A 24,070-nucleotide genomic window follows, 5' to 3' on the forward strand; every position below is an offset into this window, starting at 1 on the left:
CGCCGCTCCGGTACGTGATCTCCCGCCGCGTAGCATCAGCCCGATGGAACAGCGCAGGCGACCACGGGCCGGCCAGCGCCCCGGCATGCGGGTGGGCCGGATTCTCGGGGTGCCGCTCTACCTGAACGGCTCGATCCTGCTGCTCGCCCTCCTGATCACGGTCCTGTACGGCGAACTGGCCGGCCAACGACTGCAACTGTCCCCGCTCGGCGGCTACCTCGTCGGCGCCGGGTTCGTCATCGCCCTGCTCGGCTCGGTGCTGGCCCACGAACTCGGCCACGCCCTCACCGCCCGCCGCTTCGGCATCGGGGTGCGCGGAATCACCCTGGAACTGCTCGGCGGCTACACCGAGATGGACCGCGACGCACCCTCGCCACGAGTGGACCTGCTGGTGTCGCTGGCCGGGCCGGCCGTCTCCGCCGTACTCGGCGCGGCCGCCGTCGCCGCGACGCTGGCCCTGCCCGACCGTACCGTGGCCGACCAGCTCGCCTTTCAACTCGCGGCGAGCAACGTCATCGTCGCGCTGTTCAACATCCTGCCCGGGTTGCCGCTGGACGGCGGTCGGGCGCTGCGCGCGGTGGTCTGGGCGCTGACCCGGGACCGGCACCGGGCCACCGAGGTCGCCGGTTGGGCCGGACGGATCCTCGCCGTCGGCACCGCGTTGCTGGTGGCCGCGCTCTACGCGATCGACGTGCTGAGCCTGCTGGCCCTGCCGCTGACGGCACTTGTCGCCCTCACGCTCTGGCACGGCGCCGGACAGTCGATCCGGATGTCCCGCATCGGCCGGCGGCTTCCGCTGGTCGATCTGGCCACCCTCGCCCGTCCGGTGCACACCGTGCCCACCGGCACCCCGCTGGCCGAGGCGCAGCGCCGTGCCGCGCAGACGCACCCGACCACCGAGCCGCAGCACCCGGCCGCGTTGCTGGTCACCGACTCCACCGGCCGGCCGGTGGCCCTGGTCGACCCGGCCGCCGCCGCGGCGGTGCCGGAGGCCCGCCGCCCCTGGCTGGCCGTGGACGCGGTCGCCCGCACCCTCGCCGACCTGCCGGCCATGCCGGTGGACACGGACGGCGAACGGGTGCTGGAGACCGTGCAGACCCACCCGGGCGCACAGTACGTCGTGACGGCAGGCGAAGATGTCGTCGGCGTTCTGCACATCGCGGATCTGGCTCAACTGCTCGAACCTCACCGGAAGATGAACACGTGACCGTCACCCACTCCGCCCACCCGGCCAGCGACCTGCCCGAGCAGAAGGTGGAGCCGCCCGCCGTGCGGCGTGGGCCGTTCCAACCCGGTGACCGGGTGCAGCTGACCGACCCCAAGGGGCGGATGCACACGGTGACCCTGGAGCCGGGCAAGGAGTTCCACACCCACCGCGGCATCCTGGCGCACGATGCGCTGATCGGCCTGCCCGACGGCAGCGTGGTCACCACCTCCGGCGGCGGCACCGCATTCCTGGCGTTGCGCCCGCTGCTGTCGGACTACGTGCTTTCCATGCCCCGGGGCGCCCAGGTGATCTATCCCAAGGACGCCGCGCAGATCGTCGCCATGGGTGACATTTTCCCCGGGGCCAAGGTCCTCGAGGCCGGCGCCGGCTCCGGAGCGCTGAGCTGCTCGCTGCTGCGCGCGGTCGGCACCGCCGGAGAACTGCACTCCTACGAGCTCCGCGAGGACTTCGCCCAGATCGCCCGACGAAACGTCGAGTCGTTCTTCCACGGCTCGCACCCCGCCTGGCACCTGCACGTCGGTGATGTCGCCGAGTGCCGCGAGACCGGTTTCGACCGAATCATCCTGGACATGCTCACCCCCTGGGAGAACCTCGACATGGTCGAGCGCGCGCTGCTGCCCGGCGGCGTGTTCATCGGCTACGTGGCCACCACCCCGCAGCTGTCCGAGCTGGTGGAGGCCCTGCGCGAGCGCGGCGGCTGGACCGAGCCGCGGGCCTGGGAGTCACTGGTCCGGGACTGGCACGCCGAAGGGCTGGCGGTCCGCCCCGACCACCGGATGATCGCCCACACGGCCTTCCTCGTCTCCGCGCGTAAGCTCGCCCCGGGAGTCACCGCCCCGCCCCGGCGTCGCAAACCCAGCAAGGGCACCGAGGCGTACGCGCAACGCCGCCAGGCGCTACGCGAGGTGGAGGCGGCCCGGCAGGCGGCCGTACCGCCCCACGAGGCGTCCGCCGAGCAGACAAGACCCGACGTGGCGCAGGAGACGGACAGGCCGTGACGGCGGAGGTGATCCGATGAGTGAGCGTCAGCGAGCGAATCATCAACTCAGCGCCTCAGTGCCTCATGCTGGTCCGCAGCGCAATGTCAGCCCGCAGCGCAGCGGAGGGCCGGCATGAGCCGTCCCGGATTCGGCGGTGGCGACCTGCCCGCGGTCTTCCCCGACTGGTCTCCGTACACCGACCTGGAATCCGCGGCGCGCGCCTACCTGCGTGACCCCGACGTCGCCCTGGAAGCGCTCGGCGGCGTCCTGCGCGGGGCGTCGGTGCTCGGCTTCACCCTGGAACGCTTCGTCAACGAGGTGAACGGCGTGTGGCAGGAGGTCGTCGTCTGCGACGGCAGCCGCCTGGTGCTCTGGCACGGCGAGGACGTGCCACCGGGGGAGGGGCCGCCCGGCTCGATGACCTCCTCGCTGCGGGTGGTGCCGGTCTCCTCGGTCACCGAGGTCGGCTGCCGACGCCGGCTGTTCCGCCACGACAACGGGGAGATCCGGGTCGACAGCATCGACGTCTACCTGCTGCTGACCTCGCTCGACGAGTCGCCGCCGGGCGAGGAGAGCGCAGGCGGCCCGCGGCACGACGCACTGCGCTTCGGCAAGACGCTCGACGACGGCGGCGCCGGACAGATCGCCCGGTTGGAGGAGTTTGCCCGGCTGGTCGCCTCGGTGGTCGGTCGCCCGTTGCTGTAGCCCGACCGGGTGACTCCGGGATCAGCGGGTCAGTCCTCGGCCTCCGGTCCGGCGACCTCGACGCCGTCGCTGCCGCGTACGACGTGAATGCACTCGCCCGGGCACTCCTTCGCCGAGTCGATCACCTCGAGGCGCAGGTGCTCCGGCACGTCCACCCGGCCGCCCGGTGCCTGCACCAGCTCACCGTCGGGACCCTTGACGTAAGCCAACCCGTCGACGTCGAACTCGAAGACCTCCGGCGCGTACTGCACGCACAGCCCGTCGCCCGTGCACAGATCCTGGTCGACCCAGACCTGCAGCTGGTCGGTCGCGACCTCGGCCACCGGTGCACCCCCCATGTTCTCCCGTCCCACCCCTCGACGGTACCCGAATGCCCGTATGCGCCCGTCGACCCACCCTTGGCGATCAAGCTTCGGTGACGGGCGCGTTGCGGAGGACCGAATCGGGCTCATAGCGGCTAGTGTTAGGTCAGAACGTTCAAGCCCCCCGGGGAGGTGGGACGTGGCACGCAGCGACGACGCGGACTCGCGCGCCGCACGGTGGGAGAAGGAGGCCCACGATCTCTCCACGCAGGTCGCGTTCCTTCAAGAGGAACTCGCTCTGGTGCGGCGCAAGTTGACCGAGAGCCCCCGACACGTCCGGCAGCTCGAAGAGCGGCTGGCCGCCACCCAGGCGCAGTTGGCGCGGCTGACCGAGAACAACGAACGGCTCGTGAGCACCCTCAAGGAAGCTCGCGCGCAGATCGTGACGCTCAAGGAGGAGATCGACCGGCTCGCTCAACCCCCAAGTGGCTACGGCGTCTTCCTGGCCAAGCACGACGACGGCACGGTTGACGTCTTCACCGGCGGACGGAAACTGCGCGTGGCCGTCTCGCCCTCGCTCGACGTCGACGAGCTTCGGCGCGGCCAGGAGGTCCTGCTCAACGACGCGCTCAACATCGTCGACGCGTTCGGCTACGAGCGGGTCGGCGAGGTGGTCATGCTCAAGGAGATCCTCGCCGGTCCCGAAGGCGCGCCGGGCGATCGGGCGCTGGTGGTCTCGCACTCCGACGAGGAACGCATCGTGCACCTGGCCGAGACCCTGATCGGCAGTCCGATCCGGGCCGGCGACTCGCTCATGATCGAACCTCGCTCGGCGTACGCGTACGAGCGGATTCCGAAGAGTGAGGTCGAGGAACTCGTGCTGGAGGAGGTGCCGGACGTCGACTACACCGACATCGGCGGCCTGCACTCCCAGATCGAGCAGATCCGCGACGCGGTGGAGTTGCCGTTCCTGCACGCGGACCTGTTCCGGGAGCACCAGCTGCGTCCGCCGAAGGGCATCCTGCTGTACGGCCCGCCCGGCTGCGGAAAGACCCTGATCGCCAAGGCGGTCGCCAACTCGCTCGCCAAGAAGATCGCCGAGCGGCGGGGCGAGGAGAAGCACACCAGCTTCTTCCTCAACATCAAGGGCCCCGAGCTGCTCAACAAGTACGTCGGCGAGACCGAGCGGCACATCCGTCTGATCTTCCAGCGGGCTCGGGAGAAGGCCGGCGAAGGCACGCCGGTCATCGTTTTCTTCGACGAGATGGACTCGGTCTTCCGCACCCGCGGCTCCGGTGTCTCCTCCGACGTGGAGAACACCATCGTGCCGCAGCTGCTCAGCGAGATCGACGGTGTCGAAGGGCTGGAGAACGTCATCGTCATCGGCGCCTCCAACCGGGAAGACATGATCGACCCGGCGATCCTGCGTCCTGGACGACTCGACGTGAAAATCAAGATCGAGCGTCCGGACGCCGAGGCGGCCAAGGACATCTTCTCCAAGTACATCCTCCCCGGCCTGCCGCTGCACGCCGACGACCTGGCCGAACACGGCAGCGACCCCCAGGCCACCGTCGCCGCCATGATCGACGCGGTGGTGCTGCGGATGTACTCGGAGACGGAGGAGAACCGCTTCCTGGAGGTCACCTACGCCAACGGTGACAAGGAAGTCCTGTACTTCAAGGACTTCAACTCCGGCGCGATGATCCAGAACATCGTCGACCGGGGCAAGAAGATGGCCATCAAGGAGTTCCTCACCTCCGGACGCAAGGGACTGCGCCTGCAGCACCTGCTCGACGCCTGCGTCGACGAGTTCCGCGAGAACGAGGACCTGCCCAACACCACGAACCCGGACGACTGGGCCCGCATCTCCGGCAAGAAGGGCGAGCGGATCGTCTACATCCGCACGCTCGTCTCCGGCGGCAAGGGCACCGAGGCCGGACGCTCCATCGAGACCGCCAGCAACACCGGTCAGTATCTCTGACCGGCCGGCGCCACCGGGGCCCGCGACGCACCACGTCGCGGGCCCCGTCGTACTCCCGGACCGTGTCGCACAAGGCCCGCCACCCCGGTCCCGGGGGCGGACCCGCCCCACCGCCACGCCCCCGGTTGGCGAAGTGGCGACTACGCTCGACATGACGGGGACCGGTCGGGCAAACGAAGCGGGTAGGTCGATGAGCGTTAGACGAATCATGGGCACCGAGGTCGAGTACGGCATCTCCGTGCCCGGCCAGGCCGGCGCCAACCCGATGGTCACCTCCTCCCAGGTGGTCAACGCCTACGGCGCCCGACCGGAACTGAACCGCGGTGGCCGGGCCCGGTGGGACTACGAAGAGGAGTCACCGCTGCGGGACGCCCGGGGTTTCACCTACTCCGGCGCGGCCTACGACCCGGCCGAGGCGCTCGCCGACGAGGACCTCGGCCTGGCCAACGTGATCCTGACAAACGGGGCACGGCTGTACGTCGACCACGCCCACCCGGAGTACTCCACCCCCGAGGTGACCAACCCCCGCGACGTCGTCCGCTGGGACAAGGCGGGGGAGCGGGTGATGGCGGAGGCGGCGCGGCGGGCCGCCACGATCCCCGGCACGGCACCGATCCACCTTTACAAGAACAACACCGACAACAAGGGCGCCAGCTACGGCGCGCACGAGAACTACCTCATGCGCCGGCAGACGCCGTTCGCCGACATCGTGGCGTACCTGACGCCGTTCTTCGTGACCCGGCAGGTCGTCTGCGGCGCCGGCCGCGTCGGCATCGGCCAGGACGGTGGCCAGAGCGGCTTCCAGATCTCGCAGCGGGCCGACTTCTTCGAGGTCGAGGTCGGCCTCGAGACCACGCTCAAGCGGCCGATCATCAACACTCGCGACGAGCCGCACGCCGACGCGGACAAGTACCGCCGGCTGCACGTCATCATCGGAGACGCGAACCTCTCGGAGATCTCCACCTACCTCAAGGTGGGCACCACCGCGTTGATCCTCACGATGATCGAGGAGAAGGCACTCGGCCCCGACCTCGGCATCGCCGACCCGGTCGGCGAACTGCGCGCGGTCAGTCACGACCCGTCGCTGTCGCACCTGATGCGGCTGCGCGACGGACGCCGGCTGACCGCCATGGACGTGCAGTGGGCCTACCTGGAGCGGGTGCGCGCGTTCGTCGACGACCGCTACGGCAACGACGTCGACGAGCAGACCGCCGACGTGTTGGACCGGTGGGAAGACGTGCTCGACCGGCTGGGGCGCGATGTGATGCTCTGCGCCGACGAGCTGGACTGGGTGGCGAAGCTGCGGCTGCTGGAGGGCTACCGGGAGCGGGAGAAGCTCGGCTGGGGCTCGCACAAGCTCCAACTGGTCGACCTGCAGTATTCCGACGTACGCCCGGAGAAGGGCCTCTACCACCGGCTGGTCTCCCGCGGGTCGATGAAGACGCTGCTCAGCGACGAGGAGAGCCGTACGGCGATGACGGAGCCGCCCGAGGACACCCGGGCCTACTTCCGGGGGCGCTGCCTGGCCCAGTACGCCTCCGAAGTGGTCGCCGCCAGCTGGGATTCAGTGATCTTCGATGTTGGTCGCGAGTCGTTGGTGCGGGTGCCGATGATGGAGCCGGAGCGCGGCACCAGGCGGCATGTCGGTGAGTTGTTCGACCGCTGTGCCAGCGCCAAGGATCTGCTGGAGACCCTGACCGGCGGCTGACCCACCGGCTCACGTCCATCAGCTGTTCGTTCCCCGCGCGCCGGTACCGGCGCGCGGGGAACGTTTCGTCGCTCCCGCGAGGTAAGTTCATCGCAGGGAGATCGTGGAGGAGGCAACGATGGCCACTCGTGACAGCGGCGGTCAGTCGCAGTCGGGCAAGTCCCGTCAGGGCGAAGAGGTCGAGGACGTCACCGTCGAGGCGAACCCGGAGGTCGCCGAGCGGCACGCCGAGATCACCGAGGACGTCGACGACCTGCTCGACGAGATCGACTCCGTCCTCGAAGAAAACGCCGAAGAATTCGTGAGGGGCTATGTCCAGAAAGGGGGTGAATGAGGTATATGTCCGATTCGCCCATCGGGTCGGACAAGATTTGCCCACAGTGCCAACGCACGCTGCCCCTCACCGAGTTTCACCGTAACAGCCGCCGGGTCGACGGTCGCGCCTGCTACTGCAAGGCGTGTGCGACAGCCCGTTCGGAGGCCAGTCGCCGCAAGCGTGGCGTCGCCCCCGCACGGAGGTCGGCAACGCCGGTGAGCCAGGGTCTGAAGTGGTGCCCGGACTGCGAGCAGATCAAGCCGTTGGGTGACTTCCCGAGCACCACTCGGAAGGCCAGCGGACGGCACAGTTACTGCAAGCCCTGCCACAACGCACGGGGTAAGGAGACCGCCCAGCGGTTGTACGGCGGCACGCGCGAGTACCACCTGCGGCGGCGGTACGGCATCGGGCAACAGGAGTTCGACGAGCTGCTGGCCGAGCAGGGCGGTGTCTGCGCGGTCTGCGGTGACCCCGATCCGGAACATGTGGACCACGATCATCGCACCGGGTGGGTGCGCGGGATACTCTGCTTCAACTGCAACGGTGGTCTTGGCCAGTTCCGTGACAGTCCGACGAGGCTGGCCAGGGCCATCACGTACCTGAGAGGAACCACGTGGCAGCGGGTTTTGATCCATCCGGGCGTCTTCCAGATGTGTTCACCAACGCGGGGACGTCCTCCTTCACGGCATTCCTGAGCAAGGTGGCCCCCGAGCTGCTGCCGGGCCGTCGGGCGCTGCCCCCGGGCATGGCCGCCGATCTGGCCCCGCACGCCACCACGATCGTGGCCATCGCCGCGTCCGGTGGCGTCGTGATGGCCGGTGACCGGCGGGCCACCATGGGCAACCTGATCGCCCAGCGGGACATCGAGAAGGTGCACCCCGCCGACGCGTACTCGCTGGTGGGCATCGCCGGCACCGCCGGGATTGGCATCGAGCTGATGCGGCTGTTCCAGGTGGAGCTGGAGCACTACGAGAAGATCGAGGGCGCGATGCTCTCCCTCGACGGCAAGGCGAACCGGCTCGCCTCGATGATTCGCGGCAATCTGGGTGCGGCTATGCAGGGGCTGGCGGTGATTCCGCTCTTCGCCGGTATCGACCTGGCGGCCAGCGATCCGGCGCGGGCCGGGCGGATCTTCAGTTTCGACGTCACCGGCGGCCCGTACGAGGAGACCGGCTACGACGCCATCGGCTCGGGTTCGCTGTTCGCCAAGTCGGCGTTGAAGAAGCGGTACCGGACCGGGCTGTCCGTGGACGACGCGGTGCGGTTGGCGGTCGAGGCGCTCTACGACGCCGCGGACGACGACACCGCGACCGGCGGTCCCGACCTGACGCGGCGGATCTACCCGGTGGTGATGACCGCGACGGCGGAGGGCACGCACCGGCTGACCGACGCGGAGACCTCGGCGATCGCGGAGAGCGTCGTCGCCGGTCGGATGGAGAATCCGGGCGGCTGAGCCGCCAGCGCCCGCAGCTGATCCCGTTTCCCGAGTACCGCCCGAAGGAGAGCCGCCGCCGTGGCCATGCAGTTCTACGCCTCGCCCGAACAGATCATGCGCGACCGTTCCGAGTTGGCCCGCAAGGGCATCGCTCGGGGACGCAGCTCGGTGGTCGTCAGTTACACCGGCGGGGTGCTCTTCGTTGCCGAGAATCTCTCCAGCACGCTGCACAAGGTCAGCGAGATCTACGACCGGATCGGTTTCGCCGCCGTGGGGCGGTACAACGAGTTCGAGAACCTGCGCCGGGCGGGTGTGCGGATGGCCGATCTGAACGGTCTGAGCTACGACCGCCGGGACGTGACCGGTCTGGCACTGGCCAACTCGTACGCGCAGATTCTCGGTGCCATCTTCACCGAGCAGTCGAAGCCGTTCGAGGTGGAGATCTGCGTGGCGGAGGTGGGTGCCACGCCGGAGGAGGACTCGCTGTACCGGTGCACCTATGACGGGTCGGTGACCGACGAGCCGGGCCGGATGGCGATGGGCGGTCAGGCCGAGGCGATCTCCGGGGTGCTGAAGTCGAACCATCGGCCGGACATGTCGCTCGCCGACGCGGTCAAGGTGGCGGTGCAGGCGCTGGGCAGCGTCGGCGGCGAGGGCGGTGCCGCCCGTACGATCGCCGGCGACCAGTTGGAGGTCGCGATCCTGGACCGTAGCCGGGTGGGTCGTACCTTCCGGCGGATCACCGGGGCCGCGTTGACCGCTCTGCTGGACGGCGATGCGGCCGGCGGGTCGGCGCAGGGTGATCGGGCGCAGACCCCGACCACGCCGACCGAGGAGGGGCACAAGCCGACCACCTCGGCTGGCTCCGCTGATCTGGAGGACAAGCCGGGCGACAACTCCGGCACCTGATCTTCACCCCGAACGATGGTGGCGCCCGAGCGGTTTCGACCGTGTCGGGCGCTGTCTCGTTCGGGGTCGACGGTCGGCTTACGGTGGGCGGTTTCGGGGCGGGTCAGCGGCGGGCGAGCAGTGGCCGGGCGGCTGCCCACCACGCGGCGGCGACCGCGTTGAAGACACCCATCCCGGGTGGGACCGGCACGTTCGACGGGGCGACGCGGGCGGTCATCAGGTCGGCGAGGGCGCCGTCGCCGACGGTGCGCTCGGCCTGGAGGCGGCGTCGACGGGCGCGGATCCAGTTCCGGTGACGCCACAGCCACGCCCAGCCGCGGGTCTTCTGGCGTCCCCAGCCGCCCACCAGCGCGGTGGCGAGCATGGCGAGTTCGGTGAGCAGCAGCATCGGTGCCAGCAGCGCCAGGGTCCGGCCCTGGTACGCGGTGAGCAGGGTGAGCAGGCGGTTGCGTTCGACCAGGTAGAGCTTGAGGTCGTTGCGGGAGAACTCGTAGTGGTGCAGGACGACGGCGTCGGGCACGTACTCCAGCCGTAGGCCGCGCTGCCACAGCCGCAGGCTGAGTTCGGTGTCCTCGTGGTAGGCGAAGTACGCGTCGGGGAAGCCGTCGAGTTCTTCCCAGCGGTGGCGGCTGATGACGAAGCAGCAGCCGCTCAGCGAGGGTACGGCGGTGCGCTTCGCGTGGGCGCTGGCCGGTTCGCCGTTGCCGCCGGCCCAGGACAGGCCGGTGAAGTGCAGCGGGTTGCCCGAGGTGTTGATCAGGTCGGGGTCGTGGGCGAGCCGGATGGAGGCCATGGCGGCGCCGATCCCTGGCTCGGCGGCCACCGCGACGACCTGGGCGAGGGCGTCGGGGGCCACGATGGCGTCGGAGTTGACGAAGGCCAGCCACTCGCCGGTGGCGTCGGCGGCACCGACGTTGCAGCCGCCGGAGTAGCCGGTGTTCACCTCCGGCCGGATGACTCGTACGCCGGGCAGGCCCTTGACCACGTCGATGCCGTGGCCGGTGCAGCCGTTGTCGACCACGACCAGCTCGACGTCGACGCCGGTGCTGGCCAGTACGGCCCGTGCGGCGTCAACCAGCCAGGGCTCGGCGCCGTAGGCGAGCATCACGGCGGTGACGCGGGGCGGTCTCATGGGGTTCCTCCGCTGGTGGTGGCGGGCATCGGCGCGGCGACCGGTGGGGCGGGTGGGGTGGCCCGGCGACGGCGCAGCAGGGTGATCATGGCGGCGGCGGCCACCACGGAACCGACGGTGTAGCCGAGTTCGACGCGCAGCGCGACGGGAAGCGGAGGCAGGGTCGCGAGGACCAGCGCGGCGACGCCGATGGTCCAGGCCAGGGCCTGGGCGCGGTGCCGGGCGCGGGCCAGCAGGGCCTGACCGAGCACCATCGCCCACAGGTACGCCAGGGTGGCCACCGAGAGCCAGGCGAAGTCGCCGTGGCCGAGGACGTCGGGGGTGTCGAAGAGAGCTCGCACGAGCGCCGGGCCGAACAGGGCGGCGAGGATGCCGCCGAGGGCCCCGAGGGCGGTGACGACGGCCAGGGATCGGCGGAGCAGGGCACGGAAGGCCGGTTCGTCGCCGGTGGCGGCGGCGGTGGACAGGCCGGGGAGCAGCGCGGCCTGCATCGAGCCGAAGACGAACAGTGGTATGCGGACCAGCACCAGCGCGGAGAGCAGCGCGCCGGCGGTGGCGACCTCGGCCGGGTCGAGCAGCCGTACGTTGATCACTCCGACGTTGACGACCACCTGGGCGAGCAGGCTGGAGACGGTGAGCAGCGCGAGTCCGCGTAGCAGCGGCGGCCACGGGACCGTCGGTCCACGGCCGGCCGTCCGGGCGACCGGCGCGACGGTCAGCGCGACGGCGGCCAGCGGTGCCGCGACCAGGACCAGCGCGTAGGCGACGGGGGAGTCCACGCCGGCGACCGCGAGGGCGGCGACCAGGCCGATGCGCAGTCCGCCGTCGAGGCCGAGTTGGGTGCCGTACCAGCCGAAGCGGCGCAGGCCGGCGAGCACACCTCGGCTGGTGTGTGCGACGGCGAGTGCGGCGAGTGCGCCACCGAGGGCGGGCACCATCGCCGGGTCGCCGTCGAAGAGCCGATCGGTGAGAAAGTCTGCGCCACCGACGGTGAGCACCAGGAGCAGGCCGAGCACGGCGGCGGCGACGGCGGCGCCGCGGGCCAGTACCGGCCCGGGTTGCAGGTCGCGGGTGCGCCGGGCCGCGACGAGGCGGGCGACTTCCTGCTCGACGGGGAAGAACACGCCGATGCCGAGGGTGAACACGACGGACCAGAGCACCGACAGTGAGGAGTAGTCGGCGGCGTCGAGGTTGTGCCCGGCCACGGCGAGGTGGACGTACGAGGCCAGTCCGACCACGGCGAGGCCGATGCCGACGCCGACCGTGCCGGGTGGGACGAAGCGGAGCAGGCGGCGGATCACCGGCGGATGAGGGCGAGCGTGAGGACGGCCAGGGCCCGGCCGAGGTAGATCATCGCCCGGGTGGGGGAGTGGCTGGGGGTGCCGGCCATCCGACGGCGCATGGCGACCGGGACCTGCTGGATCCGGTAGCCGCGCCGGGCGGCGTGCACAAGCGTCTCGACGGTGTCGCCCAGGTACTCGACGGGGTACCAGTGGGCGAACATCTCGATCATCCGTCGGTTTGCGGCCCGGAAGCCGCTTGTGGTGTCGGTCAGTGTGGTGCCGGCCAGGCCGGACAGCACCAGCGACAGCACGGCCATCGCCCAGCGGCGGGGGCCGCGTACGGTGTATTCGCCCTCGCCGGCGAACCGGGCCCCGATGACCAGGTCGTGGTCGCCGAGCAGGTCGACAAGCTTCGGCACGTACCGGGGGTCGTGTTGCCCGTCGGCGTCGACCTGCACGGCGGCGTCGTAGTCGTGTTCGTGGGCGTAGCGGTAGCCGAGCCGCATGGCGCCACCGACGCCGAGGTTGTAGGGCAGCCGGGCGACGCGGGCACCGGCGGTGATGGCGACGGCGGCGGTGTGGTCGGTGGAGCCGTCGTCGACGACGAGCACGTCCGCTGTGGGTAGTTCGCCGCGGATCTCGCCGACGACGTCGCCGATGGAGGCGGCCTCGTTGAACGCCGGAATGATGATGAGGAGTCGTTCGCCGTCAACCATCGCGGGAGACCACTTCCGTCCGGTCCAAGCGTCGGGTCCACTCCGCCCGTTCCGTCCGTTCGGCTTCGACTTCGGCGCGGAGCAGGGCGAACTCCTCGGCGAGGGTGCGGGTCTCCTCCTCCAGCGCGCTGACCTCCCAGCTGAGATGGATGCAGACCAGCAGGAGGAAGACGATGCCGAGGAACAGCACCAGGCTGACGCCGGAGGCGACGCCGAGCAGGTCGGCGACGCCGTCGAGCAGCCGGGGGAACAGCGACAGCGGGATCACCACGAACAGCAGGCCGAGCCAGAGCATGCCGTACTTCTCGCGTAGTTGGCGGCGGCGCAGCAGCTCGACGATCGTGGCCAGCAGAAGCAGGCCGGTCAGGCCGGTGACCAGGGTGAGCTTCATACGACCCTCCGCGGGAAGCGTGGGGCGGTGGGGATGAACGCGTCGACCAGGGCGGCGTGCCAGTCGGGCAGCGGCGGCAGCCCGGCCTCGGCCCACCGGCCGTGCGCCAGCACACTGTACGTCGGCCTGGGGGCGGGTCGCACGAACCGGGAACTGGTGGTGGGGCGGATCCGGTCCGGGTCGAGGCCGTGCCGGGCGAACACGGCGCGGGCCAGGTCGAACCAGGTGGTCTCGCCGGCGCAGGTGCCGTGGTAGATCCCGGGTGCGGCGTGTCCGCTGTGGGCGGCCTCGGCGAGCCTGACCAGGTGGCGGGCGAGGGCGTGGGACCAGGTTGGCTGGCCGTGCTGGTCGTCGACGACGTCGAGGGTGTCGCGTCGGTCGGCCAGGTCGAGCATGGTGGTGACGAAGTTGCGGCCGTGGGTGCCGTAGAGCCAGGCGGTACGCACCACGTATCCGGTGTCGGGCAGCAGCCGGGTGACGGCCTGTTCCCCGATGAGCTTGCCGCGACCGTACGCGTTGAGCGGGGCGGTCGGCGCGTCCTCGGGGTAGGGGGTGGTGGCGGTGCCGTCGAAGACGTAGTCGGTGGACAGTTGCAGCAGGCGGGCGCCGTGCGCGGCGCACGCGGTGGCGAGGTGGACGACAGCGTCGCCGTTGACGGCGGTGGCCGCCGACTCGTGCGCCTCGGCGCCGTCGACGTCGGTCCAGGCGGCGGTGTTGACCACCACGTCGTGCCCGTCGACGGCGGCGTGCACGGCGACGCTGTCGGTGATGTCCAGTTCGGTGCGGGTGACCGCGGTGAGACGGTGTTCCGGTCGCGCGGCGAGGACGTCGACCAGGTCGCGTCCGAGCATCCCGCCGGCCCCGGTCACCAGGAATCTCACGCGTTCGCTGCTTTCAGTGGCTCCCACCAGTCGCGGTTGTCCCGGTACCAGCGGACGGTCTCGGCGAGACCGGTGTCGAGGGTGATGCTGGGGGCGTACCCTAGCTCTTTGCTGATCTTGGTGATGTCGAGGGCGTAGCGGCGGTCGTGTCCCTTGCGGTCGGCGACGGGTGTCACGCGGTCCCAGCCGGCGCCGCAGGCGTCGAGGAGCCGGGCGGTCAGTTCCTTGTTTGTCAGTTCGGTGCCGCCACCGATGTGGTAGATCTCGCCGGCGCGACCTTTGTCCTGCACGAGGGCGATGCCGCGGCAGTGGTCGTGCACGTGCAGCCAGTCGCGTACGTTGCCGCCGTCGCCGTAGAGCGGGACGCGGTGTCCGTCGAGGAGGTTGGTGACGAACAGCGGGATGACCTTCTCCGGGTACTGGTAGGGCCCGTAGTTGTTGGAGCAGCGGGTCACCACCACGTCGAGGCCGTGGGTGCGGTGGTAGGACAGAGCGAGCAGGTCGGAGCCGGCCTTCGACGCCGAGTAGGGGGAGTTGGGGGCCAGCGGCCAGTCCTCGGTCCAGGCGCCGTCGGCGATGGAGCCGTAGACCTCGTCGGTGGAGACGTGCACGAACCGGGCGACGCCGTGGCGCAGCGCGGCGTCGAGCAGGTTCTGGGTACCGAGGACGTTCGTGGTGACGAAGGGCGCGGCGCCGGCGATCGAACGGTCGACATGGGACTCGGCGGCGAAGTGCACGACGACGTCCTGCCCGGCGACAGCCCGGTCGACGACGTCGTGGTCACGGATGTCGCCCTGCACGAAGCGCAACCGGGGGTCGTCGGCCACCGGCGCGAGGTTGGCCACGTTGCCGGAGTAGGTGAGCGCGTCGAGCACGGTGACCTGGGGCGGTTTCCACGCCGGCACGCCCGCCGCGCCGCCACCGGGGACGCCGAGCAGCGTCCGGACGTATTCCGAACCGATGAAGCCGGCGCCGCCGGTGACCAGGATCCTCACGGGTCCGAAAGTCTACGCGAAACGGCCACATCGACAGTGCAGGCGAGGCGGGGCTGCGCGTCCGATTGCCGGTAGGCTGCCGCGGGTGCGTGGAATCCTGCTCGCCGGTGGCACCGGGTCCCGGCTGTGGCCGATCACCCGGGCGGTGTCGAAACAGCTGATGCCGGTCTTCGACAAGCCGATGATCTACTACCCGCTCTCCACCCTGGTGATGGCCGGGATACACGAGATCCTGGTGATCACTACGCCGGAGGAGCAGGGCCAGTTCCAGCGGCTGCTCGGCGACGGCGCTCAGTTCGGGCTCCGGTTGGAGTACGTCGCCCAGCCTCGCCCGGAGGGCATCGCGCAGGCGTTCCTGCTCGGCGCGGACTTCATCGGCGACGAGTCGGTGGCGTTGATCCTCGGCGACAACATCTTCCACGGGGTGGGCCTGGGCCGGCAGCTGGCGGCGGCGGGCGAGCCGGTGGGTGGCCGGATCTTCGCCTACCCGGTGGCCAATCCGCAGGCGTACGGCGTGGTGCACTTCGACGCCGAGGGTCGGGTGCTGTCGATCGAGGAGAAACCGCAGCGCCCGACGTCCCGGTACGCGGTGCCCGGCCTGTACTTCTACGACAACCGGGTGGTGGAGATCGCCCGGGGGCTCACCCCCAGCGCCCGGGGCGAGTTGGAGATCACGGCGGTGAACGAGGCGTACCGGCGGTGGGGTGAGCTGTCGGTCACCGTGCTGGACCGGGGGACCGCCTGGCTGGACACGGGCACGTTCGCCTCGCTGGTGCAGGCCGCGGAGTTCGTCCGGGTGATCGAGGAACGACAGGGCATGAAGATCGGCTGTGTCGAGGAGGCCGTCTGGCGGGCCGGGCTGATCGACGACGCGCAGTTGCGTGCCCTGGCCGAGCCGCTGACCCGCAGCGGCTATGGCGACTACCTGCTCGATCTGCTCGCCGGTGGGGGGCGGCAGGAACCGACCGGTGAGTTCCGTGGGGCGGGTGCGGTCCGATGAAGCTGCGGCCGTTGAGCGTCGAGGGTGCCTGGGAGATCACCCCGCGGCAGCACGGCGACCCGCGCGGGCTGTTCCTGGAGTGGTACCGCTTCGACCGGTTGGTCGAGGCGGTCGGGCATCCGCTGCGGCTGGCCCAGGGCAACCTGTCCATCTCGGCCCGTGACGTGGTGCGCGGTATCCACTTCGCCGACGTGCCACCGGGGCAGGCGAAGTACGTCACCTGTGTGCGGGGGGCCGTGCTGGACGTGATCGTCGACCTGCGGCTCGGCTCGCCCACCTTCGGCCGGTGGGAGGGGGTGCGCCTGGACGACGTCGACCGGCGCGCGGTCTACCTGGCCGAGGGGCTCGGCCACGGGTTCTGCGCGTTGACCGACGACGCCACCCTGACCTACCTCTGCTCGACCACGTACAACCCGTCGGCCGAGCACACCGTGCACCCGCTGGACCGGGAGTTGGGCATCGAATGGCCGACCACCGGGGCGCAGCTGTCCGCCCGCGACGCCGCCGCGCCCACCCTGGCGCAGGCTCGGGCGGCCGGGCTGCTGCCGGAGTACGACACGTGCCGTCGGTACGTCGAGACTCTCTCCGCCATGGCCGGTTCCACCGACGGCTGAGGCCGGCACGTCCCCGACAGTGACGAACAGGGCCTCCGTACGGCTAATGTCTCATCATGGAACGGCGAATCTTCGGTCTGGAGACCGAGTACGGCGTCACCTGTACCTACCGCGGACAGCGGCGGCTGTCCCCTGACGAGGTGGCCCGGTACCTCTTCCGCCGGGTCGTGTCCTGGGGCCGGTCGAGCAACGTTTTCCTGCGCAACGGCGCCCGGCTCTACCTGGATGTCGGCTCACACCCCGAGTACGCCACCCCGGAGTGCGACTCGGTGGTCGACCTGGTCGCCCACGACCGGGCCGGTGAGCGGATCCTGGAGGGGCTGCTCATCGACGCGGAGAAGCGGCTGCACGACGAGGGCATCGCCGGGGAGATCTATCTGTTCAAGAACAACACCGACTCGGCCGGCAACTCGTACGGCTGCCACGAGAACTACCTGGTGTCCCGGCACGGTGAGTTCGGCCGGCTCGCCGACGTGCTGATCCCGTTCCTGGTCACCCGGCAGCTGATCTGCGGTGCCGGCAAGGTGTTGCAGACGCCGCGCGGCGCGGTCTACTGCCTGTCGCAGCGGGCCGAGCACATCTGGGAGGGCGTCTCCTCGGCGACCACCCGCAGCCGCCCGATCATCAACACCCGCGACGAGCCGCACGCTGACGCGGAACGCTACCGCCGGCTGCACGTCATCGTCGGCGACTCCAACATGAACGAGGTCACCACGCTGCTCAAGGTCGGCACCGCCGACATCGTGCTGCGGATGATCGAGGGTGGCGTGGTGATGCGCGACCTCACCCTGGAGAATCCGATCCGGGCGATCCGGGAGGTGTCGCACGACATCACCGGCCGGCGGAAGGTGCGGCTGGCCTCGGGCAAGGAGATCAGCGCCCTGGAGATCCAGCAGGAGTACCTCGCCAAGGCCACCGAGTTCGTCGAGCGCCGGGGCGGCGACCAGACCGCCAAGCGGGTGGTCGAGCTGTGGGGTCGGGTGCTGCGGGCGGTGGAGACCGGTGACCTGGAACCGGTCTCCCGGGAGATCGACTGGGTGACGAAGCTGCGGCTGATCGAGCGTTACCAGCGCAAGCACGACCTGCCGCTGTCGCACCCCCGGGTGGCGCAGATGGATCTGGCGTACCACGACCTGCGTCGGGGTCGGGGCCTCTACGCGCTGCTGGAGCGGCGCGGCGACGTGGACCGAGTGGCCACCGATCCGGAGATCTTCGAGGCCAAGGAGACGCCGCCGCAGACCACCCGGGCCCGGCTGCGCGGTGAGTTCATCCGGCACGCCCAGGAGAAGCGGCGGGACTTCACCGTCGACTGGGTGCACCTGAAGCTCAACGACCAGGCGCAGCGGACCGTGCTCTGCAAGGACCCGTTCCGGGCGTACGACGAGCGGGTGGAACGGCTGATCGCCAGCATGTGACCGGTCGACCGGGGCCGTGCCGACCGGCCGGCCCCGGGTAGGCTGGTGGGGTCATGATTCCTCCGGAACCTCCTTCCCCGGGCGCTCAGCGGCAGGGCTGGCTCGAACGCCGCCGCGACAAGATCCGCGCCGAGATCGAGCGTAACCGCCGCGGCGAGTACACCGTGCCCACCTGGGTGCTGGCCGTCGCCCTGGCGCTGATCGTGGGCGCCTGGGCCGCGCTGATCATCTTCGCCTGAGGCGCAGCCAGGGGCCCCGGCGGCAGCAGCGCGGGCCCCCGGTCAGCGCCCGGCCGGTGCCGGGGGCGGCTCCGCCGCCAGCCGGGCGGCGTGCCGACCGGCCGCGGCGGCGGCCAGGAAGTAGGCGTGGTCGGCGTCCAGCCCGCGCCCCATCGTCGACAGCGGTACCGGGCTGCGTCGCAGCGCCGCGTCCAGCCCGGTGGTGTCCACCCGCACCAGGGTGTGCCGCTCGGCGAGCGGTTTCAGCGCGGCGTCGACCTCGGCGGCCAGCAGCGGCTCCAGGTCCGCCGGCACCACCAGCTCCGCACGGGCCAGCGCCACCCGGCCGTACGCGGTGAGGCTGTGGTGCGACACGCCACGGTGCCGGGGTCGCGGGTCGGCGGCGGAGATCCGCAGCGAGCCGATCGGGCGGCCGCCGAGGGCGGCGACGGCGTTCACCGCCTCACCGACGGCCACCCCGGAGAAGCCCCAGCGGGTGCCGGTGCCGAGATTGCCCGGGCCCTGCGCCACCACCACCACGTCGGCGTCGAGCACGTGCCGGGCGGCGAGCAGCCCGCTGTGCAGCGTCGAGGCCTCCAGGTCGCCGCCGAACGCCTGCCCGACGCTGATCGTGCCGACCAGTTCGTCGCTCAGCCCGGCGAGGGTGCGGGAGAACCAGGCGGGCAACGCCCCGCCGTCGGTGAGCAGGTACGCCACCCGCGCCTGTGGCGCGTCGACCCGAACGCCGGCCAGGATCGCCGGCAGCGCGGAGTGCAGGTCGGCGGTGACCACCGGCAGACCGGCCAGGTCGTCGGCCGCGGCCAGCACCTCCCGATGTGGTGACGCCTCCTCGTCGACACCGAGCAGGATCGGCTGCAACGGGGTGTAGCGGGCCTTGACCAGATGACCCGCGTCGCGGGAGTCGAGGGCCTGCGGCGGGTCCGGCGGCAGCCGCTCCGGCAGCGCGACGACCAGGGCGTACCCGCCGGTGCCCAGGCCCATCAGCAGCGCCCCGGCGTTGAGCAGCACCCGATCGCCCGGCTCGGGCTCACCGACCAGTGCCGGATAGGCCAGCGCCCGCATCGAGCCGCCGCCGTCCACCTCGACGTCCAGCTCCACCGCTCCGGCCCACCGCCGACGCACCCCGACCACCGCACCTGCCCGCCACCGCACCACCCCCGCACGCTAACCCCCATCCCACCCCACCCCGCACCCACCCCACCCCGCGATCTTGCACTTTCTGCCCCCGCGTAGCACCTCAAAAGACGCATATCGACGACCACAAGTGCAAGATCGACGAGAGGGGGAACGGGGAGTGAAGGTGGGGGGCGTGGGGTGCCTGCGTGGGAGGTCAGGGCTGCTAGCGTCTACGGGGTGTCGCGCAGCCGCACCGAACGCCTGGTCAACCTGGTGATCTGCCTGCTGTCAACGCGGCGGTTCCTGACCGCCGCGCAGATCGCCGCGACCGTACCCGGCTATGAGCACGATCCGGACGACGCCCGTGAGCACGAGGCTTTCCAGCGCAAGTTCGAGCGGGACAAGGCCGAGTTGCGGGAGCTGGGGGTACCGCTGGAGACCGGGACGGCGAGCGCCTTCGACGCCGAGCCCGGGTACCGGATCGCCCGCCGGGAGTACGCGCTGCCCGACATTCCCCTCCAGCCGGACGAGGCCGCCGCGGTCGGCATCGCCGCGCGGCTGTGGCAACACGCCGGCCTGGCCGCTGCCGCCTCGTCGGGGCTGGCGAAGCTGCGCGCCGCGGGCGTGGACGTGGACCCGCAGGCCACCCTCGGGCTGGAGCCGATGGTCACGGTCGATCCGGCGTTCGCGCCACTGACCGCGGCCGCCCGCGACCGGCGGGAGGTCCGCTTCGACTACCGGATTCCGGACCGCGACGCGCCCGCGCGGCGCCGGCTGCAACCGTGGGGTGTGGTGTGCTGGCGGGGCCGGTGGTACGTGGTCGGCCACGACCTGGATCGCGACGCCACCCGCTGTTTCCGGTTGTCGCGGGTGGTGGGTGCGGTGCGGGCCACCGGCGAGCCGGGCGCCTACCAGCCCCCGACCGGAGTCGACCTGATCAGTCACGTGGCCCGCTGGTCCGGCCCGGTCGAGCGATCTGGCCGGGCGACCGTGCTGGTCACCCCCGGGCGCGCCGCCGGGTTGCGTCGCTGGGCGGTCGAGGTCACCGCCGGGTCGGACGCGGACCGGCTGGTCCTGCCGTACGGCGACGCCTGCTCGCTGGCCGGCCACCTCGTCGGCTACGGGCCGGACGTGCGGGTGGTCGACCCGCCCGAGGTCCGGGAGGCGGTCATCCAGCGGCTGAAGGAGATCGCCGCCCGACACGACACCCTGGCGGTGGTGCCATGAGCAGCCCGACCCGTCCGGCGGCGCGTGCTGGTTCCCGGGCCTCGGCGGACCGGCTGGCCCGGCTGCTGAACCTGGTGCCGTACCTGCTCGCCCGGCCCGGGATCGAGATCGCCGAGGCGGCCGGTGACCTGGGCGTCACCGAGCGGCAGTTGCGGGAGGATCTGGAGCTGCTCTGGGTCTGCGGGCTGCCCGGGTACGGCCCGGGTGACCTGATCGACATGGCCTTCGACGGTGACCGGGTGACAATCACCTACGACGCGGGCATCGACCGGCCGCTGCGGCTCACTCCGGACGAGGCGCTGGCGCTGGTGGTGGCGTTGTGCATGCTCGCCGAGACGCCCGGGGTGGCCAACCGGGAGGCGGTCGAGCGGGCCCTCGCGAAGATCGAGGACGCGGCCGGCGACCTGGTCGCCGCGCCGGTGGAGGTGCGGCTGCCCGGGGACACCGGGCGGGTGGAGCAGTTGCGCGCCGCGGTGGAGGGTGGTCGCGCGCTGCGCATCACGTACTACACGGCGACCCGCGACGAGACCACCGAGCGGGTCATCGACCCGCTGCGGGTGCTGATGGTCGGCGGCCGGACGTACGTGGAGGCGTGGTGCCGTCGCGCCGAGGCGGTGCGGCTGTTCCGGGCCGACCGGATCGACGCCGTCACCGAGCTGGCCGAGCCGGCCGTGGTGCCGCCGCAGGCCCGACCGCAGGATCTACGCGACGGGGCGTTCCGGCCCTCGCCCGACCTGCCGCTGATCACGTTGCGGATCGGCCGGGGTGAGCGGTGGATCACCGAGTACTACCCCTGCGAGCGGGTCGAGTCCGACGGCGAACGGTGGGTGGTGTCGCTGCGGGTCAGTGATCTCGGCTGGGCCCGTCGGTTCGTGCTGGGTCTCGGCCCGGACGTCGAGGTCGTCGCGCCGGCCGAGCTGGCCGGGCAGATCCACGAGTCGGCGGTGGCGGCCCTGGAGGCGTACGCCCGGCCGGTGCCGGCCGGCGCGGACCCGGCGGCGGCCGGCGACAGGCAGTAGGCTGGCCGGCGTGCTGAAGTGGATCGTGCTCGCGCTGGTGCTGGTGCCGTTGGTTCTGCTCGCCCTGGCGGTACGACCCGTGTTGGCGCGACTGCCCCGGCTGCGTCGGGCGGCGCTGGCGTTGCAGCGGCGTGCCGACGAGGCGACGGCGCTGCGTGAGGCGGCGGAGAGCCTCCAGCAGCGGGCGGAGGGGTTGCAGAGCCGGCTGGAGACGACCCAGCGGCGGCTCACCGTGATCAAAGCCCGCCGCGGCGACTGAAGCCGCCGGTCCACCGGCGGAGAACGCGCGGTGCGCGTTTCTGCCCGTACGGTGCGTCCTCCTGCACGCGGCGAGCCGACTTCGCGCAGAATGATCCAGCCGCCTGGTTGACGGGACACTCGCGGTTGGCCGAGACTTCACCCGCCGGGACGAACCACCACCGCCCCGGCGGGTGGCAACGGCCCTCGTCGCACGTACGATGGGCTGCGGAACACCCCCGTTGGCACAAGCGACTGGAGCTTCACATGGGTGCCCTCAAGCCGTGGCACATCGCCGTACTCGTGGTCGTGCTGATCCTGCTCTTCGGCGCGAAGCGGCTTCCCGACGCCGCCCGGTCCCTCGGTCGCTCGCTGCGGATCATCAAGGCCGAGACGAAGAGCCTTGCTGACGACGACCGCGACCTCGCCGGCAAGGCCGACGCGCAGGCCGGCTACCAGCCGTACCCGCCGCAGCAGGCGGCGCCACCGCAGCAGCAGCCCTACCAGGGCACCGTGCAGCAGCCGGTCGTCGACCCGGTGCAGCGCGTCCGCGAGAACTGATCCGCGGGTCCGGTAACCGTGGCCTTCGGACTCCGCAAGCGCGGACCGAGCAACTTCGAGCGGGCCGCCGACGGCTCGATGACCCTCGTCGAGCACATCCGCGAGCTACGCGATCGGCTGTTTCGCGCCTCGCTGGCGATCGTCGTCGGGCTGATCGGGGGCTACCTGCTCGCCCAGCCGGCGTTCGACCTGCTCAAACAGCCGTACTGCCGGCTGCCGGGAATGATGGTCGACGGCGAGTGCCAGCAGTTCCTGATGCTCGCCCCCGCCGACGGTTTCATCCTCAAGCTCAAGCTGGCGCTCTGGATCGGTCTGATCCTCGGTGCCCCGGTCTGGCTGTACCAGTTGTGGGCGTTCATCGCGCCGGGGCTGCACCGGCATGAGCGCAAGTGGGCGTACGTCTTCGTGACGATCGCGGCGCCGCTGTTCGCCGCCGGCGCGGTGCTCGCCTTCCTGGTCGTCGACAAGGGCCTGGCGTTCCTGCTCGAAGCCGGTGTCACCGGCACCGACTCGCAGCTGGAAGTCACCCGCTACATCAGCTTCGTCACCACCATGATCCTGCTCTTCGGGGTGGCGTTCGAGTTCCCCCTCACCCTGCTGATGCTCAACTTCACCGGCGTGGTGAGCGCCCGGCGGCTGCTCAGCTGGTGGCGGATCGTGGTCTTCGTCTGCTTCGCGTTCGCGGCGGTGGCCACGCCCGACCCGGGGCCGTTCGGCATGACGTTGCTGGCGCTGTGCCTGTCGCTGCTCTACTTCATCGCGGTCGGGGTCGCGTTCCTCAACGATCGGCGGAAGGGACGCGGCAAGGAGCTGTACGCCGACACCGCCGACGACGAGGCGTCACCGCTGGAGTTCGACCGGGAGCCGGTGGAGGCGGGACAGCCGGTCGGCGGGGTCAGTCCGATCGACGCCCCCGATCCGGTGGCCCGGCCCCTGTCGATCGAGCGACGCTACGACGACGTGACCTGACCCGCACCGCTTCGCGGCACCAGAGCGACAAGCCTTCCACGTCTGGAAGGCTTGTCGCTCTTTGTGTGGGGAGCGAACCGCGCGGCTATCTGACGGCCGTGCCGCCGTCAGCCGGACAGTCGGCAATCCGTCACCGCGTTGTTCACGGTCAGCGACTGGGTACGGGACTGAATACGATGAGTCGACGTTCTCGGCGAGAGAGAGGCTCCGTGCGCCGTCCGACGTTCCGCCGTCCACCCGCCGCCCGGCGGGGGCCCGACGCCTCGGCAGCGCGTCTGGGGGCCACCATCGCCCGTTTCGCCTTTATGGGAGCCGCCGCCGTCGGCGTCGGGTTCCTCCTCGGTGCCCTGTCGAGCGACCCGGCCAGCGCGGACACCGCAGCTGTGCCGTCGGTCGGCGCCGACGAGCGCAAACTCGAACGGATCCGGTCCACCTCGCCCATCGATGATCTGATCAACGACCTCGTCGAACGCCCGGAGGCCCGGCATCCCGGTGCGGGCCGGAGCGCGACGCCGGGTTCCCCGGACGCCGGTCGGCAGGATGACCGGCGGGGTGCGCGAAGGGGCACGGCGCGGAGCGGCCGACCGGCTGGGGACCGCCCGGCGGCGCCACCAGCGCGTGGCAGCCGAGAGCCTGCGCCCGATGGTCCGTCCGCCGGCCCGTCAGCGGGCAACCGTTCACCGGCTGACCGATCACTGACTGACCGCTCAC

26 protein-coding genes are annotated in these 24,070 nt (G+C 71.1%); 18 read left to right on the top strand and 8 right to left on the bottom strand.

Annotation, left to right across the window (positions count from 1 at the left end; genetic code table 11):
- The first annotated feature begins 43 nt into the window (after positions 1–43).
- The 3 genes from O7624_RS29725 to O7624_RS29735 all read left to right on the top strand — a co-directional run bounded on the left by O7624_RS29725 (position 44) and on the right by O7624_RS29735 (position 2,913).
- Complete coding sequence (locus tag O7624_RS29725) at positions 44–1,207, top strand: site-2 protease family protein (protein WP_282238242.1); 1,164 nt, start codon at positions 44–46, stop codon at positions 1,205–1,207.
- Positions 1,208–1,239: 32 nt separating this feature from the next.
- Positions 1,240–2,226 (top strand): tRNA (adenine-N1)-methyltransferase, encoded by a 987-nt coding sequence (locus O7624_RS29730; protein WP_232511299.1) that lies wholly within the window; start codon positions 1,240–1,242, stop codon positions 2,224–2,226.
- A gap of 114 nt (positions 2,227–2,340) precedes the next feature.
- Entirely contained in the window at positions 2,341–2,913 is a 573-nt protein-coding gene (locus O7624_RS29735) for a hypothetical protein (protein ID WP_093406003.1), read from the top strand.
- 29 nt (positions 2,914–2,942) lie between these two features.
- Here the strand turns inward: O7624_RS29735 and O7624_RS29740 are convergent, their stop codons facing one another.
- Positions 2,943–3,236 (bottom strand): ferredoxin, encoded by a 294-nt coding sequence (locus O7624_RS29740; protein ID WP_093406155.1) that lies wholly within the window; start codon positions 3,234–3,236, stop codon positions 2,943–2,945.
- 178 nt (positions 3,237–3,414) lie between these two features.
- Between O7624_RS29740 and arc the strand changes: the two genes are divergently transcribed.
- The 6 genes from arc to prcA all read left to right on the top strand — a co-directional run bounded on the left by arc (position 3,415) and on the right by prcA (position 9,564).
- The gene (arc, locus tag O7624_RS29745; protein ID WP_093406000.1) at positions 3,415–5,196 is read left to right on the top strand and encodes a proteasome ATPase; all 1,782 of its coding nucleotides are present in this window, start codon (positions 3,415–3,417) and stop codon (positions 5,194–5,196) included.
- Positions 5,197–5,386: 190 nt separating this feature from the next.
- The gene (gene dop, locus O7624_RS29750; RefSeq protein ID WP_093405997.1) at positions 5,387–6,904 is read left to right on the top strand and encodes a depupylase/deamidase Dop; all 1,518 of its coding nucleotides are present in this window, start codon (positions 5,387–5,389) and stop codon (positions 6,902–6,904) included.
- 118 nt (positions 6,905–7,022) lie between these two features.
- The gene (locus O7624_RS29755; protein WP_092380345.1) at positions 7,023–7,238 is read left to right on the top strand and encodes a ubiquitin-like protein Pup; all 216 of its coding nucleotides are present in this window, start codon (positions 7,023–7,025) and stop codon (positions 7,236–7,238) included.
- A gap of 197 nt (positions 7,239–7,435) precedes the next feature.
- Entirely contained in the window at positions 7,436–7,915 is a 480-nt protein-coding gene (locus O7624_RS29760) for an endonuclease VII domain-containing protein (protein WP_282238243.1), read from the top strand.
- Positions 7,834–8,673, top strand: coding sequence for a proteasome subunit beta (prcB, locus tag O7624_RS29765; protein WP_282238244.1), 840 nt, complete (start codon positions 7,834–7,836; stop codon positions 8,671–8,673). Before O7624_RS29760 ends, prcB begins: the two co-directional genes overlap by 82 nt.
- A gap of 60 nt (positions 8,674–8,733) precedes the next feature.
- Positions 8,734–9,564, top strand: a complete 831-nt coding sequence (gene prcA / locus O7624_RS29770; protein ID WP_282238245.1) for a proteasome subunit alpha — start codon at positions 8,734–8,736, stop codon at positions 9,562–9,564.
- Positions 9,565–9,667: 103 nt separating this feature from the next.
- Here prcA and O7624_RS29775 read toward each other — a convergent pair whose 3' ends face one another.
- The 6 genes from O7624_RS29775 to rfbB are packed head-to-tail and all read right to left on the bottom strand — an operon-like array spanning position 9,668 to position 14,962.
- Positions 9,668–10,696, bottom strand: coding sequence for a glycosyltransferase family 2 protein (locus O7624_RS29775; RefSeq protein WP_282238246.1), 1,029 nt, complete (start codon positions 10,694–10,696; stop codon positions 9,668–9,670).
- Positions 10,693–11,997 carry a polysaccharide biosynthesis protein gene (locus tag O7624_RS29780; protein ID WP_282238247.1) on the bottom strand — a complete coding sequence of 435 codons (1,305 nt, stop codon included), beginning with the start codon at positions 11,995–11,997 and terminating at the stop codon, positions 10,693–10,695. Before O7624_RS29780 ends, O7624_RS29775 begins: the two co-directional genes overlap by 4 nt.
- Complete coding sequence (locus O7624_RS29785; RefSeq protein ID WP_282238248.1) at positions 11,994–12,695, bottom strand: glycosyltransferase family 2 protein; 702 nt, start codon at positions 12,693–12,695, stop codon at positions 11,994–11,996. Before O7624_RS29785 ends, O7624_RS29780 begins: the two co-directional genes overlap by 4 nt.
- Positions 12,688–13,086 (bottom strand): DUF2304 domain-containing protein, encoded by a 399-nt coding sequence (locus O7624_RS29790; protein ID WP_093405975.1) that lies wholly within the window; start codon positions 13,084–13,086, stop codon positions 12,688–12,690. The genes O7624_RS29785 and O7624_RS29790 overlap by 8 nt, the downstream gene beginning before the upstream one ends.
- Complete coding sequence (rfbD, locus tag O7624_RS29795) at positions 13,083–13,967, bottom strand: dTDP-4-dehydrorhamnose reductase (protein WP_282238249.1); 885 nt, start codon at positions 13,965–13,967, stop codon at positions 13,083–13,085. The genes O7624_RS29790 and rfbD overlap by 4 nt, the downstream gene beginning before the upstream one ends.
- A complete protein-coding gene (gene rfbB, locus O7624_RS29800; RefSeq protein WP_093405973.1) occupies positions 13,964–14,962 on the bottom strand; it encodes a dTDP-glucose 4,6-dehydratase in 999 nt (332 codons plus the stop codon). The genes rfbD and rfbB overlap by 4 nt, the downstream gene beginning before the upstream one ends.
- 85 nt (positions 14,963–15,047) lie before the next feature.
- Between rfbB and rfbA the strand changes: the two genes are divergently transcribed.
- From rfbA to O7624_RS29820, 4 genes are read left to right on the top strand one after another with little or no spacing between them, the layout of a single operon-like run.
- A complete protein-coding gene (gene rfbA, locus O7624_RS29805) occupies positions 15,048–15,962 on the top strand; it encodes a glucose-1-phosphate thymidylyltransferase RfbA (RefSeq protein ID WP_282238250.1) in 915 nt (304 codons plus the stop codon).
- Positions 15,959–16,576: a dTDP-4-dehydrorhamnose 3,5-epimerase gene (gene rfbC, locus O7624_RS29810; protein ID WP_282238251.1), complete on the top strand. Its 618-nt coding sequence runs from the start codon at positions 15,959–15,961 to the stop codon at positions 16,574–16,576. The genes rfbA and rfbC overlap by 4 nt, the downstream gene beginning before the upstream one ends.
- A 56-nt stretch (positions 16,577–16,632) precedes the next feature.
- On the top strand, positions 16,633–17,991 hold the full coding sequence (pafA, locus tag O7624_RS29815; protein WP_093405965.1) for a Pup--protein ligase: 1,359 nt from the start codon (positions 16,633–16,635) through the stop codon (positions 17,989–17,991).
- 53 nt (positions 17,992–18,044) lie between these two features.
- Positions 18,045–18,230 (top strand): hypothetical protein, encoded by a 186-nt coding sequence (locus O7624_RS29820; RefSeq protein ID WP_093405963.1) that lies wholly within the window; start codon positions 18,045–18,047, stop codon positions 18,228–18,230.
- 42 nt (positions 18,231–18,272) lie between these two features.
- Here the strand turns inward: O7624_RS29820 and O7624_RS29825 are convergent, their stop codons facing one another.
- Positions 18,273–19,385 (bottom strand): DUF3866 family protein, encoded by a 1,113-nt coding sequence (locus O7624_RS29825; protein ID WP_282238252.1) that lies wholly within the window; start codon positions 19,383–19,385, stop codon positions 18,273–18,275.
- Between the two features lie 198 nt (positions 19,386–19,583).
- On the opposite strand from O7624_RS29825, the gene O7624_RS29830 reads away from it, so the two are divergent.
- The 5 genes from O7624_RS29830 to tatC all read left to right on the top strand — a co-directional run bounded on the left by O7624_RS29830 (position 19,584) and on the right by tatC (position 23,359).
- A complete protein-coding gene (locus tag O7624_RS29830; protein WP_282238253.1) occupies positions 19,584–20,573 on the top strand; it encodes a WYL domain-containing protein in 990 nt (329 codons plus the stop codon).
- A complete protein-coding gene (locus O7624_RS29835; protein ID WP_282238254.1) occupies positions 20,570–21,592 on the top strand; it encodes a YafY family protein in 1,023 nt (340 codons plus the stop codon). Before O7624_RS29830 ends, O7624_RS29835 begins: the two co-directional genes overlap by 4 nt.
- A 10-nt stretch (positions 21,593–21,602) precedes the next feature.
- A complete protein-coding gene (locus tag O7624_RS29840; RefSeq protein ID WP_282238255.1) occupies positions 21,603–21,851 on the top strand; it encodes a hypothetical protein in 249 nt (82 codons plus the stop codon).
- Positions 21,852–22,096: 245 nt separating this feature from the next.
- Entirely contained in the window at positions 22,097–22,390 is a 294-nt protein-coding gene (gene tatA, locus O7624_RS29845) for a Sec-independent protein translocase subunit TatA (RefSeq protein WP_093405950.1), read from the top strand.
- Positions 22,391–22,408: 18 nt separating this feature from the next.
- The gene (tatC, locus tag O7624_RS29850) at positions 22,409–23,359 is read left to right on the top strand and encodes a twin-arginine translocase subunit TatC (protein WP_282238256.1); all 951 of its coding nucleotides are present in this window, start codon (positions 22,409–22,411) and stop codon (positions 23,357–23,359) included.
- Positions 23,360–24,070 lie beyond the last annotated feature (711 nt).

It is taken from the genome of Verrucosispora sp. WMMD1129, assembly GCF_029581255.1.
GTDB classification, from domain to species: Bacteria; Actinomycetota; Actinomycetes; order Mycobacteriales; family Micromonosporaceae; genus Micromonospora; species Micromonospora sediminimaris.